Raw genomic sequence first — 18,477 nt, 5'->3', positions numbered from 1 at the left:
ACAGTCCTGCCTTCCCTGAACCGCCCTGCGGCGGTCGTGTCCCCCCGCCCGTCCGCCGCAGGGCCTCACACCACTTTCCGAAGGGTTACCCGTGCCCCCGCCCACAGTGCACCAGCCAACGGTCATCTCCGAGGCGTCCACGTCTCACGGCCCCTCGGCCGACTGGGCCAGCCATCCCAGTTCGGCCCGCCTCTACAACCACCTGCTAGGCGGAAAGGACTGCTACGAGGCTGACCGGACCTTGGCCGCGACGCTGACCGGCACGGTGCCGAATCTGCCGACGGCCGCGCAGATCAACCGCGCCTTCGGCCACCGAGCCGTCCGGCTCATGGCCGACCGGGGTATCGCGCAGTTCCTCGACCTGGGTTGCGGCCTGCCGTACGGGGAGAGCCTGCATGAGACGGCCGCCGCCCGGCACCCCGACGGCATGCGGTTCCTGTACGTCGATCACGACCCCCATGTCATCGCCCACGCCCAGGCGCTGATGACCGCCCAGCCGCCGGCGGTGGCCGCGCACCTGCTGGCCGACATCCGGCAGGCGGAGACGGTGCTGTCCTCGCCCGAGGCTGCCGAGGTCCTCGTCCCGGGCCGGCCGGTGGGAGTGGTCATGCACACGGTGCTGCACCTGCTCGGCGACGATGCGGTCTCGGCTCTGCTCGCCGCGCTGCGGGACTGGCTGCCGCCCGGGAGCTGCCTGTCCCTCACACACCCGGCCGCAGATCTGCGGCCCCAGGACGCCCGGTACGAAGCCGTACTGTGCGCTGCCGCGGGCCTGCCGCTGCGGCAGCGCACCCGGCGGGAGGTCGCTGATCTCCTGGGCGGGCTGGAGCTGCTGGAGCCCGGCATCGCCCCGACCGGGGCGTGGCTGCCCGACCACCTGACCGGTGAGCTGCCGCTGTCCGCGTCTGCCGCGTGGGCCGCCATCGCCGCCGTGCCCTGACCGGCGGCTCTTCCCGAGACCGGCCGCCGGGGTGCGATGCGCCCCCGGGCCGTGCGGCTTCCCCCGGCGCCCACGACACGGACACCGCTCGCACCCCGGCGGCTTTCCACCCGACTTCGCTTCGTAAGGACTGTGATGAACCTGTTGGTGACGGCAGTGTTGGCCGTCCTGCTCGCTGCCGTGGTGGTGGCGCTGATACGGCAGGTGCTGGCCCGGCGCCGTCTGGAGCGGCAGCATGCCACTGCCCTCCGGCAGCACGAGGAGCGGATCCGGCAGCTTGACCGCACCCTGAACGCGGCCGAGGGCGAGGCGTGGCACCTGGCCGGTGAGCGGGTGCCGGCCATGGTGGCGGGACTGTGGGACGACCAGAGCCGTGAGGTGCCCGGGCTGCTGCATCCGGAGCTGGAGGGCACCCGGTTCGCTGCCGCATTGGACGCGGTGCTCGCGGCGCTCGGCGAGGTGCCGGAGCAGGCCGCCCGGCGGGCGGAGGACGCGGCGCGGGCGGCGGTGGCGACCACCTCGCGGTCGATGGCCGCTCTGGTCCAGGAGGTGCAGGCAGCGGTCTGGGCGATGCTGGAGCGGCACGACGACCCGAAGGTGCTGGAGGACGTCAGCCGGATCGACCACACCGCCAGCCAGCTCGGCCGCCGCGTGCAGGTCATCTCGGTCCTGGCCGGGTCCTGGCCCGGCCGGCAGCGCGAGGACTCCCCGCTGCTGGACGTGGTGCGCGGCGCGGTTTCCCGCATCCGGGACTACCAGCGCGTCAGGATCACCGGTGAGCCGCCGGTTCTGGTGAGCAGTCAGGCGGTCGAGGCCGTGATCCTCGCGCTGGCCGAACTGCTGGACAACGCCGCCCGCCACTCCAGCCCCAGCACCCACGTGCAGGTGGCCTTCACCACCGGCCACAACGGGGTCACGATCGTCATCGAGGACGCCGGGATCGGCCTCACTCCGGAGGAGAGGGCGCGGGTGGCGGCGCGGCTGTCGGGCCAGGCGCCGGTGCTGCTGACGCAGATGCCCAACCCTCCCCGCTTCGGGATCCCGGTGGCCGGTGTGCTCGCGGCCCGGTACGGGTTCCGGGTCAGCGCGGACCAGGAGTCCGTCTACGGCGGGGTGCGGGCCGTGGTCTACCTGCCCAACGACCGGTTGGCGACCCCCGCCGCCCGACAGGCCCAGCCGTCCCCGCCGCCGGCAGCACCCGCCCCACAGGCCGCGCCCGACGCCGCGCCCAAGGCTCTCGTGCCCGCGGAGCGGCCCGGTGGCCTGCCGCAGCGCCGGCGCCGGGCCCGGCATGTCGCCGAACCGGTGCGGCCGCGGCAACCACCCATGCAGTCCCCCACCGAGGCGGGCACCCTCGGGGCGTTTGCCCGGGGCCGCCGCGCCGCCCAGGACCACAGCTCAACCCCAAACGCTTCTCCCGCCGATGAAGGGAACACCACGCGATGAGCGCACACCACAGCAAGGCTGCCGACCTCGGCCGCATCCTGGACACGGAGCTGATCGAGGCACTCCCGGGGGTTCTGCGGGCCGTGCTGGTCTCCCGTGACGGTCTGGTGGTGACCACCTCGAACGGGGTGGAGCGGAACCTGGCCGACACGATGGCCGCCGCCGCGTCGGGCCTGCTGGCCCTGAGTAGGCAGGGGGCGGCCTTCGCCGACTGCTCCGACAGCCCCCTGGAGCTGACCCTGATCCAGTACGGGGACGGCTACCTGGTGGGCATGGCCGCTGGAGAGGACACCTACCTGGTGGTGGCCGCCAAGCGAAACGCTGACGTCGAGACCCTGTCCTACGCCGCGCAGAAGACGGTTGACCGGATCGGCCGCGTGATGGGCGTGGGCGCCCGGAGCGCTGCGGGCCCGCAGTCGTGACCCGCCCCCGGCGGGACCGGAGCGCCGGACTGGTACGGCCGTATGTGGTCACCGGCGGCCGGTTCGCCCCCAGCCGCAACCATTTCGACCACATCACGCTGGTGGTGCGCGGCGTGCGGGGCCTGTCGCGCGCCGAGTTGGGCTCCGAGCAGTGCAGGGTGCTGGACCTGCTGGAGTCCGGGGCGCTGTCGGTGGCCGAGATCGGCCACCACCTGGGCCTGCCGATCAGTGTTCTGCGGGTGCTGCTGTCGGAGCTGATGGAGCACGGCCACATCACCACCCGGTCCACCATCCTCACCCCCTCGGGGCCTCACGCCGATGGCCCTGACCGAGAACTGCTGGAGGCCGTCCTTGCTGGACTCCGCGCACAGCTCTGAACCGGCCGGCACCCACCTGCGCGGCGACGAGACGACCGTGAAGATCCTGGTCGCCGGCGGCTTCGGGGTCGGCAAGACCACCCTGGTCGGGGCGGTGTCGGACATCGAGCCGCTGCGGACCGAGGAGACGATGACCGCCGCCTCCGTCGGCACCGACGACCTGGCGGGCCTGCCGGACAAGCAGCACACCACCGTGGCGATGGACTTCGGCCGTACCGCCCTGAGCGACAAGATCGTGCTGTACCTGTTCGGGGCGCCCGGCCAGGAGCGGTTCTGGCCCCTGCTGACCGACCTGGCCCACGGGGCGCTGGGCGCGCTGGTGCTGGTGGACACCCGCCGCCTGGAGGACGGCTTTCCCGTTATGGACCGGCTGGAGGACCTCGGTCTGCCGTATGTGGTGGCCGTCAACCAGTTCCCCGACGCCCCCGCCCACCCCGTGGCGGATCTGCGCGGCGCGATGGCCCTGGAGGAGCACACTCCGCTGCTGCTGTGTGATGCCCGCGACCGCACCAGCTCCCTCACCGCCCTGATCGGCCTGGTGTCCCACCTGCTCGACCCCACCCCGGAGCCCGCTCGATGACCACCCCGCACACCTTCGGCATCTCCCGGCCGCCCGCACCCGGCTGCCCCTACAACAGCGGCCAGGCCACACCCGCCGGCCCGTGGCCGCTGCCGATCCACGGCCCGGCCTTCAGCTCCGACCCGCAGGCCACCTACGCACGACTGCGAGAGACCGGGCCGATTGCCCCGGTGGAGATCGCCCCCGGCGTCCACGGCTACCTGGCCGTCACCTACGACGCCGCCCTCCACCTGCTGCGCAACACCCCGGGCAAGTTCGCCAAGGACCCCGCCCAGCACTGGCGGGCGCTGCGCGACGGACAGATCCCTCCCGACAGCCCGGCGCTGATGATGATGCAGCCCCGTGACAACGCGTTGTGGAAGGACAGGGTGGAGCATGCCCGGCTGCGCGGCGCCATCACCGGCAGCCTGGCCCGGGTGGACACCCACGCCCTGGCCACCACCGTCGCCCGCATCGCCGACACCCTGATCGATCGCATCGCCGCCCAGGGTCATGGCGATCTGATGGCCGACTACGCCGACCCGCTGCCCATGCAGACCCTCATCTCCCTGTTCGGCTGCCCGCCCGAGCTGGGCATGAGGATCGTGCGGGCCATCGCCGCGCTGTTCGACACCGCCGCCGACGCCGCCGCCATCAACGCCGAGCTGGGGGCCGCCTGCCTGGAGCTGGCCGACCTCAAGCGCCGCCGGCCCGGCGCGGACGTGACCTCCTGGCTGCTGGCCCACCCCGCCGCCCTGACGGACGCGGAGATGGCCCAGCAGATCATCCTTGTCATCGGCGCCGGCACCACCCCCACGACCAATCTCATCGCCAACGCCACACTGCTGATGATCAGCGACGAAGAGTTCAGCGGAGACGTCTTCAGCGGTGTGCGGCCGGTGTCCGACGCGATGGACCATGTGCTGTGGACGGACTCGCCGGTGGCCACCTACTGCCCGCTGTACGCGCGGGAGCCGGAGACCTACCGCGGTGTCCGCCTGGAGCCGGGCGTCCCCATCCTCGTCTCCTTCGCCGCAGCCAACACCGACCCCGGATTGGGGATCGACCCCCGCCAGCGGTCCGGGAACCGCGCCCACCTGGCGTTCAGCGCCGGGGTGCGTGGCTGCCCGGCTCCGAACCTGGCCCGCGTCATCGCCGAAACCGCCGTCGAGCACCTGCTGGACCGCCTGCCCGGCCTGGACCTGGCCGTGCCCGCCGACCAGCTCACCCGCCGCCCCGGCACCTTCCACTCCGGCTGGGCGGCCCTGCCCGTGACCTTCCCGCCCGTCGCCCCCTCCACCTCACCCACCCCGGGAGGCACCTCATGAGCATCCAGCCCACCATGTCCACGCCCGGCTGCCCTTACCGCCTCGACCCCGACGCGGCCGACGTCCACGCCGAGGCCGCCGCCCTGCGCCCCGCCGGCCCGGCGCCGCTGGTAGAGCTGCCGGGCGGCATCACCGCGCGGCTGGTCACCGACCCCGGCCTGATCAAACGGCTGCTCACCCACCCCCAGGTCTCCAAGGACGCCCACCGGCACTGGCCCGCCTACCGCAGCGGCCAGATCCCCGAGGATTGGCCGCTGCGGGCCTGGGTGGATGCCCGCAACGCCCTGACCGCCCACGGTGAGGAGCACACCCGGCTGCGGCGCCTGATCGCCCCGTCCTTCAGCGCCCGCCGCATCCGCGCGCTGGCCCCGGTCATCGAGGAGATCACCGCCGACCTGCTCGACGGCCTCGTCGCCCTCGACACCGACGGTCCGGTGGACCTGCGCGGCCACTTCGCGTGGTTCCTGCCGCTGACCGTGGTCAACACCGCCCTCGGCGTCCCCGCCGACCTCCACGACGGGCTCCGCGACACCATCGGGAACCTGTTCGCCACCAACCTCACCCCCCAGCAGGCGGTGGAGAACGTCAGCGCGGTCTACCGGCTCCTGGCCGAACTGGTCGAGACCAAGCGGGCCCGGCCCGGCGACGACGTCACCACCGACCTGATCCGCGCCCGGGACGAGGAGACCGGCACCCGGCTCTCGGACCAGGAACTCCTGGACAGCCTCATGCTGCTCATCGGCGCCGGCCACGAGACCACCGTCAACCTCCTCACCCACGGCACCGTCGATCTCCTCACCCACCCCGGCCAGCTCGCCGCCCTCCGAGCTGGTTCGGCCCGATGGGAGGACGCGGTCGAGGAGATGCTGCGCCACCAGCCGCCCATCGCCAACATCATCATGCGCTTCCCCACCGAGGACATCACCGACGAGACCACCGGCACCCACTTCCGTACCGGCGAGCCCCTCGTCATCAGCTACGCCGCCGTCGGCCGCGACCGGAGTCTGCACGGCGAGAGCGCCGACACCTTCGACATCACCCGCTCCACCCGCCGCGACCACCTGTCCTTCGGCCACGGCCCCCACTACTGCCTGGGCGCCGAACTGGCCCGCCTGGAAGCCCGCATCGCCCTGCCGGCCCTGTTCGACCGCTTCCCCGACCTCACCCTGGCCGTGCCCGCCGAGGAGTTGCGCCCGCTGCCGTCGTTCATCTCCAACGGCCACCAGACCCTGCCCGTCCACCTCACCCACCAGGTGACGCCATGACCGACACCACCACCGACGGCCGCGCCCCCCTCAGCCGCTACGCCCAGATGGCCTGGCACACCGACGGCCCGCACACCATCACCACCATCACCGGTTCCCTGGAGGTCGACGAGGGCATGCCGTTGCGCGAGCGGCTGTGGGCGCTGGTTGAGCAGGGCAGCGGTGACCTGGTCCTGGACATGAGCGGCGTGGACTTCCTCGACTCCACCTGCCTGGGGGCGCTCGTCAGCACGGTGAAGAAGGTGCGGCCCCAGCCGGGCCGGGCCGTGCGCGTCATCCCCAGCGACCGTGTCCGCAAGGTCCTGCGCCTCACCAGCCTGACCAAGATCTTCCCTGTCCACGAGACCATGAACGAGGCGTTATGCGCCGCGGCCTCCAACCCGGTCGGTGAGCACCTGCATCCAGCGGACACCATCCTGTTCGGCGAGCGCGAGTTCACCCCGATCGGCCCATACATCTCCATCCACCTGCGGATGCGGGAAGGAGCCGCAGCCCTCAACACTGTCCGCGACGGTGGCGGCCGCATCGGCCCGGTGCTGATCTGCCACGACCACAACCTTGTGCAGGCCCTCCTCACCCCCGGCTCGGCCGACACCCTGCGCGGCCTGCCCGCGGTTGTGGCTACCACGGACAACACCACCGACTGCGGCCCCCACCGGCGCCCGCCCACCTGGGCCGTCCCCCGCCGCGGCGAGATGGCTGCGGCCCGCACCGACGCGGACGCCCTCCACGCCGCCCTCACCGGCCCGGCACCCACCACAGGGAGGGCCAGGTGACCTACCCACCTACCGTCCCGACCTCCTCACTGAAGTCTTCTCGCCGCAAGGCGTCGAGGGGAGAACCTCAGCAGTCGCGCTTGCGGCGGCACGCGCGATGGACGACGGACAACGACAGAGGAAAGGGGTGACGCGCATCGTGTACACGTTGAACCTCTGCACGGCTGCTGGCGCGGTGGGGGTGACCGTCAGGTCGCCGCACCGCAGTGTGGTCGAGTGGATCGCCCGCTACGTCGGGCTGTGGTGGCACACCGCCCCGGCAGACGGGGAGAGCGGCAATCCGGTGGTGACCGCGACGGCGACCGGATTCGACGAGCTGGCCGCCGAGGTGGAAGCCGCAGGCTGGCAGGAGGTCAGCTATCCCCGGGCGGCGACCCGCTATGCCCTGGGCCGGGAGGGCACGGTGATCGCGGTGACGCCATCCGATCAGGTCGGCTACCGCTACGCCATCGCCACCCGTCGTATGGACGTTCATGGCGAACAGCCGCAGGTGCTGGCCCGGGCTGCGGCCCGGGTGGCGCGGGAACTGGTCCGCGCGCAGCTCGTGGCCGACGGGTGGGTATTACTGCACGCCTCGGCCGTGGTCTGGCCGGGCGGACGGGCGGTGCTGGCGCTGGGCGGCCGGGGAGCGGGCAAGTCCACCGTCGCGTTCACCCTCGCCGTCGCAGGAGCGGGGCTTCTGGGTAACGACCGGGTGTTCGCCCGGCCCGCTTCCGATGGCGGGGTGGAGCTGGCACCGTGGCCCTCGGGCGCCGCCATGGGACTGGGCCTGCTGGGCGCGCTGGGCTGGACCGAGGTGGTGCGCGAGCACCTGGCGGCCGGAGGGGCGCCGCACCCGTCGCAGGATGCGCGGGCGACCGCCGCGATCCTGGCCGGCCACACCACTTCCCTGTCCGACGCCGGGCGGGAGGTGAAGGCGCACATCTGCCCCGAGGACTTCACCGGCTGGTTCGGCTTGTCCGGCGCGGCCACCGGGCGTGTGGCGGCGGTGGTCTTCCCCGCCATCCGCCCCGGGGCGCGGCCCGGCCTCGACGGCACGCGCGACGTGGCCGCGGTGGGGGTGTCGGAGTCGGACTTCATGATGGGCGCCACGGAGGACTCCTACCCCGACATCTTCGGCCTGACCGGCGGGCGCGGGGCGGGCACACAGCAGGCCCGCGCCGAGGTGGCCGCCCGGCTGGTCACGGTGCCGGGCCATGCGGTCGTGCTCGGGCATGATCTGGGTGCGAACGCCGCGTTCCTCACCCGCCTGGCCCCGGCTCCGGAGGCGGCCGTGGTGGTGGAGCGCGGCTGATGGGCGGTGGGGATCGGCGTGTGGTGGAGCTGCGCAGCGCGGGGCGGAGACTGGCCGTGGACGCTCCGGCGGCCCTGGCGGAGTCGTGGTGGCCGAGGGTCGCACCGCACCTTCCCGGCGTCGCCCCCGGCAGTGTTCCGGTGGCGGCGTCGCCGGGAGTGCGGCCGGTGGCGGTGCCCAGCGGGGCGGGGCTTGTCGATGTGCGGCGGTGGCTGGGCGCGCATCTGCACCGGCTGCACCTGGAGCATGGCACGTTGTGCGCGCACGCGGTCAGCGCCCAGGTGCCGTGCGGGCGCGGAGCTGTGGTGCTCCTGGGCGGGCACGGCGCGGGCAAGACGCTGGTAGCGCTCGCCTTGGCCGGCCGTGGCTGGCGGATGCTGGCGGGCGATGTCGCCCTGCTGGACTGCTCCGGCCCCGGTCGGCCGGCGGTGCTGGGCGGTACCAGCGCGATGGTGGTCCGCCGCCGCGTGACCGCACGGTGGTTCCCCGAACTGGGCCTGCCCCCGGACGGGCCTGCCGTTGTGGAGGTGGGCGACCGGCCGGGCCTGGCCATCGCCGCCCCGGGCCGCCCTGTCCCGGTAGCGGCCGGCCTGGTGGTCGATGTCGACGGCGACTCGTCCGGGGCCGAAGCCGCGCCCGAGCCGGTCGACCGGCACACGGCCGCCAACACCTGGCTGCGTGCCAGTGGCCATTTGCTGGACCGGGTGCTTCAGACGCCAGGCGGCAGGGCGTTGCACGAGGTCGAGGACCACGCGGCCTACCTCCGCCGCCTGGCCTTCGTCCGCGCGCTGTCCGAGCGCCTGCCGCTGTACACCGCGTGGGGGAGCCCGGAGCGCATCGCGGCCTTGGCCGCACGGCTGGTGGCCGGCCACCAGCCCGCACAGGAGGTGTGCTGATGCGCCATCAGGGAGAGGCCGCGGCGCGCTATCCGTACGTAGGCGCGCGGATCAGGCTGGGGGGCGGGCAGGCGTGGCTCCAGCCCTCACCGCCGGGCGGGACGCCGGTCGGCTGGCTCGCGGGGCGCTGGAGCGTTCTGTCCCCGGGTACGGAGTGGCGGCACCTGGCCGCCAGCGGTGCCGGTGCGCCGCGCGAGGCCGGATATATGACGCTCGGCCGTCCCGATGACCGGTCGGGGTGGGTGCTGGCGCCGGTGCCGCACGGTGCCGCCTTCCCTCCCAGCGGTGGGGGCGCGGTGACCGCGCCGCCCGGTGTCCCGGTGGCGACGGCGGCGGTGGCCCGGTTCCAGCAGATCGCGTTCCTGGGCCTGAACCGGCTCGCGCCCGGGGCCGAGTTCGACGGGGCGGTGGTGGTCGGCTCCGGGCCGGTCGCGCTGGGTGCGGCGCTGGAGCTGGCGCGTCGCGGCGCCAGCACGATCCGGGTGGCGGCTTCCCGCCCGTATCCGCCGATCCTCACCGTGCCCGGCACCACCCGCCTGCCCCCGGGCGAGACACCGGCGGGCGGCGCCGCACTGGTCATCGACGCGGCCGGCACACCGCAGCGGGCAGCGAGCCTGCTCGCCCCCGGCGGCGTCCTGGGCCTGCTGGGCACCCCGCCGCAAACATCCGGCATCGCGGCGCTGGCCGCGCACCGGGGCGGCTGGGCCGTGATGGGGATGCACGAGCTCGTCCCCGCCGAGCCCGGCGCATACCAGGACGCCTACACCACCACAGCCACGTGGCTGGCCGACTACCTCGATTCCGGGCTGGTGTCCTCCTGGTGCCGCACCGTGCCCGGCCACCTCGCACCGCGCACCTACAGGCTCCTGGGCTCGGCCGCCCGACCGGCTGAGCCGGTCATTCTCTTTGACTGGGAGGCGACGTGACCGCGGTGGGCCTGTACAGCATCTCCGTGCGCGGCCTGGACGTTCCCGCCCTGCTGACCTGGGCCGCCCGCGCACGCATCCCGTTCGTCCATCTGCGCGGCGGCCCACGCGGCTTCGACCTCGCCCGCCGCGAGACGCCGGTACTACGCGACTGGCGGCGGCGGGCCGACGACATCGGCGTGCCCATCACCGGGATCACTGCCGACCTCGACCTCGCCGACCTCCTCACCGGCACGGCGGCGGCCCGCGCCGAGCTTGACCGGCTCACCGAGGCCGCCACCGTGCTCGGGGCGGGCTGGGTGCGGCTGCTGGCCCGCACCGAGCCGACGGACACCTACCTCCACGCCCTGCGCCACCAGCCCGTGCCCGAGCTGCCCGTGGGCCTGCTGGTCGAGCCGCATCACCCCGCCTGGCTTCAGCCCGCCGCCCGAACCGCGCTCGCCTCGCTGTTGGCCCGAACCCCTCGGCTGCGGCTGCTGGCCGACACCGCCCAGCTGGCCGCCGCCTCCGCCCAGCACGGCGGCGATGCGGCGCTCGCCCCCCTGCTGGACCACGCGGAGGTACTGCACCTGTCGGAAGCGGGCGGCGGCCTGGACGAGCACCACAGCGTCGCCGCTCAGGCCGCGGCGCGGATCACCGCCGGGCAGCGGATCGAGGTCGCCGTGGAGTGGACCGGTACCGACCGCTCTCCGGCCGCCTGCCTGCACCAGTACCGGGCGGCTCGCGCCTGGTGGGACCGCGTCCTCCACCAGGCGCGAGCCGCCGAAGCCGTCACCACCTTCACCCTCGCTAGGGTAGCGGGCCGATCACCAAACGTAATGACCGAGGAGGAGCAGCGGGCTATGCCGACGACCACCACCAATGCCACCGAGCCACCGACCGCCACGCAGATCACCGAGATCCTCGCCGACGCCTACGGCCTCGCCGAGGCGCGGCTGACCCGGCTCGATGGCCAAGTCGCCATCAACTACCGCGCCGAGTCGGAAGACGGGCGGGTCGTGTTCGTCAAGCACTACCAGCCCGCCGCTGACCTGACCGCCGAGGAAGACGTGATCGCCCAGACCCGGCTCGCCGGCCAGCACGGTGTGCCGGTCGCCGCCGTCATCCCCAGCTGCGACGGCGAGGCCATCACCCGCCACGCAGCCACCGCGCTGTCGGTGTGGCAGTGGATGCCCGGCCACACTGTCGAGAGCGGCTTCACGCCCGCTCAGCAGGCCGCCGCCGGCCACATGCTCGGCCGTATCCACGCCGCGTTCGCCGACCACCCCGCCAGCGTGCGCCCCTCGCCCAAGGCCGACAGGTGGCTGGCCCCGGACCTGGCCAAGCGCGAGGCGACGATCAACCGGCTGTCGGACCTCATCAACGGGCGTGCGGAGCATGACGAGTTTGACCGGCAGGCCGCCGCCACCCTCGCCGAGCGCCGCACCCAGCTGCGGCACCTGCCCAGTCTGCTCGCCGGGCTCCCGCCCTTGCACACCCAGGTCCTCCACGGCGACTACTCCGTCAAGAACATCCTCTTCAGCGACGATGACATCACCGCCGTAGTCGACTTCGGCCCCACCGAGCCCTACCTGGCCGCCTGGGAACTGGGCCGGATCGCTTTCGACCCCCGCTCCATCGTGCACGCCCCAGACTGGATCGCCTCCGGCCTCACCCTCGTGACCGCCTACCGCGAGGCCAACCCGCACCTGCCCGCCGCCGACGTCACCGCCTGCGCCCGCGTCGCGCTCATCCAGCTCGCGGTCAGCCTCTATGGCGTCAAGGAGCACTACCTGGCGCCTGGCCTCGATCAGGGTGACCTCGACCAGTTCTGGCTGCTGCGCCACCACGCGGCCAGCGCACTCCTCGACCGTCTGGACGAGGTTGAGGCCGCGCTGGCACACGCGGCCCGCACCAGCAACCCACCCAGCCGGTAACCCACCCCGGCCCCGCCCAGGCCGGCGGGGCCCCCTTTCTCCACCCGCAGGGAGACGATGATGACCACCCCATCCTCCAAGCCCGGCCCCGCTCCCTGGGCGGTCCTGCGCGGACCGCTCACCGATCACCAGATCCGCGCCATCACCCGGGACCTCGCCGCCGTGCACCGGCTCACCGCCGACCACCCCGGCGACCGTGCCGTCCGGCTGACCGACCCGGCCCGCGACGGCGCCGCACTGACGGTGCGCTGGAAGCCGCTGCCGCCCCAGCCACCCCACTCCCTCGGCTTCCTGACCCAGCCGCCGCCGGCCGTGGAGATCCTCATCGGCCCCGGCACCGGACCCATCCAGCAGATCGCGGCACAGCTGCACGAACATCTGGCCGCCGCAGCCCTGCCCTACACCCCTCCCGAACTCGACGGCATCCGCGACTCCATGCCCCTCCTGCACCGCTACAGCACCCCCACCCCGGCCTTCGACGGGTGGGCGCTGATCTTTCGGGACCACTTCCTCGAACACAGCGTCGGTTTCGTCCTCGCCATGGAACGCGCCGGGATTCCCCCCGAGTGGATCTACACCCTCGACAAGGGCGACCGGACCTACAACCGCGACCGGGTACGCGCCACCTTCACCGCCCGCGGCTACCGCACCGGCCTGCTGGACAACACCGCCCTCAACGTCCCCACCGACCACACCGACGTCCTGGCCGACGCCGAGAGGGCCATCGAGGTGCTCATCGACGCCGCCCACACCGACGGCCGCCGCGTGCTCGTGATCGACGACGGCGGCCTCCTCGCCCGAGGCTACGGCCACACCTCGGCGCCGCGACGGGTCGATGCCGCGCTGGAGCTGACCGTCTCCGGCATCAAACGCATAGCCGCCGCCGGCCCCTTAAGCATCCCCGTACTGAACATGGCCCGCTCCCAGGTCAAAACCCGGCTCGGCTACCGCGAGATCGCCGACTCCTGCCTGCGCCGCCTGCGCACCATCCTGCCCGACCGTAAGATCATCGGCCGCCCGGTGCTCCTCCTGGGATACGGCACCCTCGGCTCGCGCCTGGCCCCGGCCCTGCGCACCCTCGGCTGCCGCCTGACCATCGTCGATACCGACCTGCTCACCCTGGTCGAAGCCGCCGAAGCCGGCTACACCACCTACCCCACCGCCGCCGAGGCCCTGCGCGCCACCGACCCGTTCCTGGTGATCGGCACAACCGGCGAGACGGCACTGACCGAGAACGACCTCGCGCACCTGGCCGACGGCACCCTGCTGGCCCCGTTCGCCACCCGCGACTTCTCCCTCCTCGCCGAGCACGCCACGGAACCCACCGAGATCCCCGGCGTCGGCCTCCGCCTCCGCCTCGACGGCGACCGGCACGTCACCCTGCTCGGCGACGGGCGGAGCCTGAACCTGTTCGAGGCCGACTCCATCCCGAACCAGGGGTACGATGCCTACCGCGCCGGCACCCTCATCGCCGCCGGCCACCTGTGTGCGCACCACGACAGCATCCCGCCCGGCCTCCACACCACCCCCGCCGACCAGGCCATCGCCGACGCAGGCCTGGTCGAGGCGTACTACGACCTCCACCTCGCCCCGCGCAGCGTCCACCACCGCCTCGGCCCGCCGGCCACAGCCGTAGTGCGCGAGCGGCCCGTGGCCCACGCCTGCGTGGTCGGCTACGGCGTCGCCGGCCGCCTCCACACCACGATCCTCGAAGACCTCGGCGCCGACCTGACGATCATCGACCCCAAGCACCAGGACCTCCCCACCGGCCGACACCGCACCTTCACCTCCCAGGTCAGCGAACTGCCCGGGAACGTGGCCGACAACATCAGCCTGTGGTCCGTCTGCACCCCGACCGCCGACCACCTCCCCGTCCTGCGCGCGATCCTGGCCCACCAGCCCACTGCCCGCATCCTGCTGGAAAAGCCCGCCTGTCGCGGCCACGAGATCGATGCCTTCACCGACCTCCTCGCCCGCCACCCCCAGGCCCGCATCGTCGTCAACGACCAGTACCGGCACACCAAGGCCCTGCCCGCGTTCACCGACCTCATCCGCCGCATCGAGCCCGACGCCCCGATCAGCCAGGTCACGGTCACCTTCACCAAGGACCGCCGCGGCGACATCGACACCGGCAGGTTCATCGACCGCGACTACGGTGTTCTGGGGTACGAGTGGCTGCACATGCTCGCCGTCCTCGCGGGTATCCTCCCCACCCCGGTGGTCGACACCTACCTGGCCAGCGACCCGGCCACCAGCCAACTATGGGCAACCTACGACCCGCGGCTGTTCGTCGCAGCCCTCACCGAGCGCACCACCTTCAACCAGCACCAGGGCGGACCGCTCCACCTGGAACTGGCCTCCTCCATCCTCGGGCCCAGCATCCTCCTGGGCAAAGTGCCCGAACCGCGTCCCCCCTGGCGCCACAACATCCGGCCCGCCGACGACCGGCACCGGCACATCGCCGTCCACGCCGGCACCACCCACTTCGCCCTGCACCTCGAACCCGTCACCGCTCCCGACGGCTGGCAGCTGGACCGCAACGATCACCGCCTCACCGCCGTACGCGACGGCCGTCCCCTCCACGACGAAGTCCTCCACGACTCCCCGCTGGAGACCTCCATCCGCCACGCCATCGACCAGCTCACCCACACCACACCACCCGCCCCCGACCTCACCCCCCTACGACGCATCGCCGCCCTGGCGGAAGCCCTGCGCAACACAGCGCCCCACCACCTCTCAGCCCCTCCCACCGGCCAGGTCAGCGCATAGACAGTGCCGATCCGTATTCAGGCCCCGCCGCGGGACGCCTCCCCACTCCCGGCTTGGCCAGCGGCACCGCCTCACCCGGCTCTGAAAAGGTCCAGACGCGCAGTCTCCGGGCGTCTGGGCGGGGAGTGTGACGGCCCCCGCCCGGGCGCCCAGCCACATCTCACCGCTCCCACTCGTACTCCTCGTCGTCCCAGCCGGCATCCCGCTCGTCGCCGTCGGGTCCCGGGCCCCGGCCGACCAGGCCGCGCGCGTTGCGGTGGAACGCTCTGGTGAGCACGGTGCGCTGCCACTGCCCGCCGGACAGCTGCTGGCCACCGAACCACTCGGACGTGAGCAGGGTGTCGAGGCCGGACCGCAGGCCGGGCAGCAGGTCCGCGGCTCCGGACGCTTCGCAGGCGGCCAGGACGGCGGCGTTGCTGGTGTCGCCCTGCTCGAAGAAGCTGAACGGGGTCAGGGACGAGAACACGCCGTCGTACCGGTCGGCGTAGACGGGGCAGAAGGCGGCGTAGGGGACGAAGGCGAGACCCCGGCGATCCAGCTCTCGTGGAACGTCTTCCGGATCACCGACGGTGGGGACTCCCAGGACCGACAGTATGTCCGCGGAGCCGGAGACCGCGGACACGGAGGCCGACACGCCCTTGACGACCCTCGCCCCGGCGGCAGCGGCCAGGATCGCCGCGGCTGTGCTCACGTTGAAGGTCTTGAAGCTCTCTTTCCCGCTGCTGGCCACGATCACCGCCGGGTCGGCCAGCGGCACCGGCCGGCGAACGTGCAGGGCGAGCGCCTGGTCGAAGGCGAGGATGACGTTCCACAGCTCGCGCAGGTCGCCGGTGTCGAGGTCCTGGCCGTCGACCAGGGTCCGGGCCCAGGTGCGCCATCCGGAGACACCTCGTTGCCCCGGCGCTCGGAGGAAGGTGCGGAGGTCAGTCGCTAACCCGTTGGATGGAGCCGTACCTGTCACCTGACCTCCATGTCCGGTCTTCTAACGTTCGGTGTCGATGCCGATGGCGGAGCGGACCGACCGCAGGACGCGCTGGGCGCGTTCCCGGGCCCTCTGCGCGCCCTCGGCCAGCAGGGCGTCCAGCTCGCTGTCCGGCTCCATGAGGGCGTGGTACCTCTCGCGCAGGGGTGTGATCTCCTGGTTGAGGACCTCGAAGAGCTGGTTCTTCAGTTCACCCCAGCCGACGCCTCCGGCCATCAGCCGCTTGCGGGTGTCGGTGATCACGTCCTGCGTGGCGAACTGCTGCAGGATCTGGAACACCGCCGAACTGTCCGGGTCCTTCGGGGCCTCCACCGGGGTGCTGTCGGTGGGGATCCGCCGGACGAGCTTCCTCAGCTGCGCCTCGGGGAGGAACAGTGGGATGGTGTTGTCGTAGGACTTGCTCATCTTTCGGCCGTCGAGACCCGGGAGGGTGCGCCCGGTGTCCGCCTCCGGAACGATCGCCTTGGGGATCTTGAACTCGTAGGAGTCGCCGTACAGGTGGTTGAACGAGCCGGCGATGTCCGCCGCGTACTCGACGTGCTGGACCTGGTCCTTCCCGACGGGGACGACGTCGGACTCCATGATCAGGATGTCCACCGCCATCAGGACCGGGTAGTTGTACAGCCCCATGTTGATCCCGGCGTCGAGATCCTCACGGCCCGTCGCGGCGTTCTTGTCGCGCGCGGCCTTGTAGGCGTGCGCTCGGTTCATCAGCCCCTTCGCCGTCACGCAGGAGAGCGCCCAGTGGAGTTCGAAGATCTCGGGGATGTCCGACTGCCGGTACATGACCGTCCGGCTGGGGTCGAGACCGGCCGCCAGCCAGGTGGCCGCCACGGACCGTGTGTAGTGCCTGAGCAGCTTGGGATCCCGGATGGTGGTCAGAGCGTGGTAGTCGGCGATGAAGTAGATCGACTCGTACTGCTTCGTCAGTTCCAGGGCGGGGCGGATGGCGCCGACGAAATTGCCCAGATGAGGTTCGCCGGTCGGCTTGATCCCGGTCAGTGAGGTTTCCGATACAGGCTGCGACATGTCGAAATCCTATACAGCCGGAAGAGACCGGATTCGGCCGTACACCATGGCGTGGATATCGACCAGACGACGGTGTTCAGCCTGGCGGAAGGCGCGGAAGGCGAGCTGGCCGCCATGCGCGGGACGGACGAGCGTCAGAGCCCTCAGCAGGTGGTCGGCGAACCTCCTGGTCCCCAGTACACCGTGTCAATGGCCTTGAATTCTCCCCGTAGGCGGCCAGGAGTTCTCCCCACTGGCGGCCTGCAGGATCTCCCCAACGGCGGCCAGTTATCTCCCCGCCGTGGGTGGTGTGGTGGTCAGCTGAAGGGCTTGACGCCCTGGCCGGAGGTGGCCTGGGCAAGTCGGAAACTGAGCGACTCTGTCGGGGATCTTGGAGTTCTCGGGACGAGAGCTGATGGCGCTTGGAACACTTCGGACAGTCCTGCGCAGTTCCGTCCTCCTGAGGTGATCAGTGTCCGTTCGTCCCCGGTCCGGTGCGGTAGTCCCCGAGCTCACAGCCCAGATGGCGCGGGCCGGCAGCCCCAGCGGCACCACGGCGATGTGGGTACGTGATCGTCTCGATGGGCCCTGGGACGACAGGGACTTCGCTCCCTGGTACCCACGCGACGGCCGCCCCGGACTCTCGCCGGCCCAGCTGGCGACGGTCTGTGTGCTGCAGTTCCTGCTCAACCTCTCCGACCGGCAGGCGGCCGAGGCGGTCCAGTGCCGGATCGACTTCACGTACGCCCTGGCCCTGGAGCTGGACGACCCGGGGTTCCACCACAGTGTGCTGACGGATTTCCGTGACCGCCTGTGCGAGGACGACCGCGCGGACCAGCTGCTCTTCCTGTCCCTGGCACGGATGCGCGATGCCGGCATGGTCACCGAACGTGGGGGACAGCGCACCGACTCCACCCAGGTCCTGGCCGCCGCGCGGGACCTCACCCGCCTGGAGCTGGTCCTCGAAGCAGTACGCGCGGCGTTGGAGGAAGCCGCCCAGCGGGCACCTGAGATCCTGGACGGGCTGGTGGATGCCGAGTGGGCCACCCGCTACGGGCGTCTGGTCCGACTCCCCAGCCAGCCCAGCCACCCGGCTCAGACAGGCCGGCGCGGACGCCCGCCATCTCCTGGATCGCCTGCCACCGCAGCGGCGTGGGCCTCGCGCGGAAGTGTTGCGACAGATCGTGCTGCAGAATTTCCTCCTCGACGCCCGTGGTGGGTTACGTCCGCGCACCGAGAAGGATGGACAGCCCAAAGGGGCCTTACGGATCGTCTCGCCCTACGACTGCGAGGCCCACCGGGCCATCCGCGGCAGTACACGCTGGAGCGGCTACCTGGTCCATGTCACCGAGACCTGCGATACCGACGATGCCCAGGCCAACCTGATCACAGACATCGCCACCACCAGGCCGACTCGGGACACCGAGGCCCTCCCCGGCATCCACACCCGCCTCCGTGACCGTCGGCTGCTGCCCCGGCAGCACCTGCTCGACGGCGGCTACCTCTCCGTCTCGCTGCTGTACCACTCCATCCGCGACCACCAGGTCGAACTCGTCGGCCCGGTCAAGACCAG

General features: G+C 72.2%; 14 protein-coding genes and 4 pseudogenes. 15 read left to right on the top strand and 3 right to left on the bottom strand.

All coding sequences use genetic code 11. From position 1 onward, the window contains the following. Positions 1-91: 91 nt before the first annotated feature. The 13 genes from ACLIYP_RS00900 (at position 92) to ACLIYP_RS00840 (ending at position 14,914) form a co-directional block, all read left to right on the top strand. On the top strand, positions 92-940 hold the full coding sequence (locus ACLIYP_RS00900; RefSeq protein WP_412711202.1) for an SAM-dependent methyltransferase: 849 nt from the start codon (positions 92-94) through the stop codon (positions 938-940). A gap of 135 nt (positions 941-1,075) precedes the next feature. Beyond that, positions 1,076-2,386: an ATP-binding protein gene (locus tag ACLIYP_RS00895; protein WP_412711201.1), complete on the top strand. Its 1,311-nt coding sequence runs from the start codon at positions 1,076-1,078 to the stop codon at positions 2,384-2,386. After that, the gene (locus ACLIYP_RS00890; protein WP_206351716.1) at positions 2,383-2,808 is read left to right on the top strand and encodes a roadblock/LC7 domain-containing protein; all 426 of its coding nucleotides are present in this window, start codon (positions 2,383-2,385) and stop codon (positions 2,806-2,808) included. The genes ACLIYP_RS00895 and ACLIYP_RS00890 overlap by 4 nt, the downstream gene beginning before the upstream one ends. Then, positions 2,805-3,185: a DUF742 domain-containing protein gene (locus ACLIYP_RS00885; protein WP_412711200.1), complete on the top strand. Its 381-nt coding sequence runs from the start codon at positions 2,805-2,807 to the stop codon at positions 3,183-3,185. The genes ACLIYP_RS00890 and ACLIYP_RS00885 overlap by 4 nt, the downstream gene beginning before the upstream one ends. Further along, entirely contained in the window at positions 3,163-3,765 is a 603-nt protein-coding gene (locus ACLIYP_RS00880; RefSeq protein ID WP_412711312.1) for a GTP-binding protein, read from the top strand. Before ACLIYP_RS00885 ends, ACLIYP_RS00880 begins: the two co-directional genes overlap by 23 nt. Further along, positions 3,762-5,072 (top strand): cytochrome P450 family protein, encoded by a 1,311-nt coding sequence (locus ACLIYP_RS00875; RefSeq protein WP_412711199.1) that lies wholly within the window; start codon positions 3,762-3,764, stop codon positions 5,070-5,072. The genes ACLIYP_RS00880 and ACLIYP_RS00875 overlap by 4 nt, the downstream gene beginning before the upstream one ends. Then, on the top strand, positions 5,069-6,337 hold the full coding sequence (locus ACLIYP_RS00870) for a cytochrome P450 family protein (RefSeq protein ID WP_412711198.1): 1,269 nt from the start codon (positions 5,069-5,071) through the stop codon (positions 6,335-6,337). The genes ACLIYP_RS00875 and ACLIYP_RS00870 overlap by 4 nt, the downstream gene beginning before the upstream one ends. After that, positions 6,334-7,113, top strand: coding sequence for an STAS domain-containing protein (locus tag ACLIYP_RS00865; protein WP_412711197.1), 780 nt, complete (start codon positions 6,334-6,336; stop codon positions 7,111-7,113). The genes ACLIYP_RS00870 and ACLIYP_RS00865 overlap by 4 nt, the downstream gene beginning before the upstream one ends. A gap of 127 nt (positions 7,114-7,240) precedes the next feature. Beyond that, the gene (locus ACLIYP_RS00860; protein ID WP_412711196.1) at positions 7,241-8,407 is read left to right on the top strand and encodes a hypothetical protein; all 1,167 of its coding nucleotides are present in this window, start codon (positions 7,241-7,243) and stop codon (positions 8,405-8,407) included. Then, positions 8,407-9,303, top strand: coding sequence for a hypothetical protein (locus ACLIYP_RS00855; RefSeq protein WP_412711195.1), 897 nt, complete (start codon positions 8,407-8,409; stop codon positions 9,301-9,303). The genes ACLIYP_RS00860 and ACLIYP_RS00855 overlap by 1 nt, the downstream gene beginning before the upstream one ends. Beyond that, positions 9,303-10,229, top strand: a complete 927-nt coding sequence (locus tag ACLIYP_RS00850) for an MDR/zinc-dependent alcohol dehydrogenase-like family protein (RefSeq protein WP_412711194.1) — start codon at positions 9,303-9,305, stop codon at positions 10,227-10,229. The genes ACLIYP_RS00855 and ACLIYP_RS00850 overlap by 1 nt, the downstream gene beginning before the upstream one ends. Continuing rightward, the gene (locus ACLIYP_RS00845) at positions 10,226-12,145 is read left to right on the top strand and encodes a phosphotransferase (RefSeq protein ID WP_412711193.1); all 1,920 of its coding nucleotides are present in this window, start codon (positions 10,226-10,228) and stop codon (positions 12,143-12,145) included. The genes ACLIYP_RS00850 and ACLIYP_RS00845 overlap by 4 nt, the downstream gene beginning before the upstream one ends. A 60-nt stretch (positions 12,146-12,205) precedes the next feature. Continuing rightward, positions 12,206-14,914 (top strand): hypothetical protein, encoded by a 2,709-nt coding sequence (locus tag ACLIYP_RS00840; protein WP_412711192.1) that lies wholly within the window; start codon positions 12,206-12,208, stop codon positions 14,912-14,914. 202 nt (positions 14,915-15,116) lie between these two features. Here ACLIYP_RS00840 and ACLIYP_RS00835 read toward each other — a convergent pair. From ACLIYP_RS00835 to ACLIYP_RS00825, 3 genes and pseudogenes are all read right to left on the bottom strand, one after another. Then, a pseudogene (locus tag ACLIYP_RS00835) lies at positions 15,117-15,350 on the bottom strand (ABC transporter); the annotation flags it as partial. A gap of 87 nt (positions 15,351-15,437) precedes the next feature. Further along, positions 15,438-15,644, bottom strand: a pseudogene (locus ACLIYP_RS00830) (anthranilate phosphoribosyltransferase); the annotation flags it as partial. A 252-nt stretch (positions 15,645-15,896) separates the two neighbouring features. Beyond that, positions 15,897-16,925 carry a tryptophan--tRNA ligase gene (locus ACLIYP_RS00825; protein ID WP_412711191.1) on the bottom strand — a complete coding sequence of 343 codons (1,029 nt, stop codon included), beginning with the start codon at positions 16,923-16,925 and terminating at the stop codon, positions 15,897-15,899. A gap of 502 nt (positions 16,926-17,427) precedes the next feature. Here ACLIYP_RS00825 and ACLIYP_RS00820 point away from each other — a divergent pair. Together ACLIYP_RS00820 and ACLIYP_RS00815 are read left to right on the top strand one after the other, a co-directional pair. Further along, positions 17,428-17,685: pseudogene (locus ACLIYP_RS00820) on the top strand (transposase); the annotation flags it as partial. A 403-nt stretch (positions 17,686-18,088) separates the two neighbouring features. Beyond that, positions 18,089-18,477: pseudogene (locus tag ACLIYP_RS00815) on the top strand (IS1182 family transposase); the annotation flags it as partial.

The organism is Streptomyces nanhaiensis, from assembly GCF_046614825.1.
Lineage (GTDB): Bacteria > Actinomycetota > Actinomycetes > Streptomycetales > Streptomycetaceae > Streptomyces > Streptomyces radiopugnans.
Note: the sequence above shows the minus strand (reverse complement) of the source record. Positions and strands in the feature narration are given on the sequence as shown.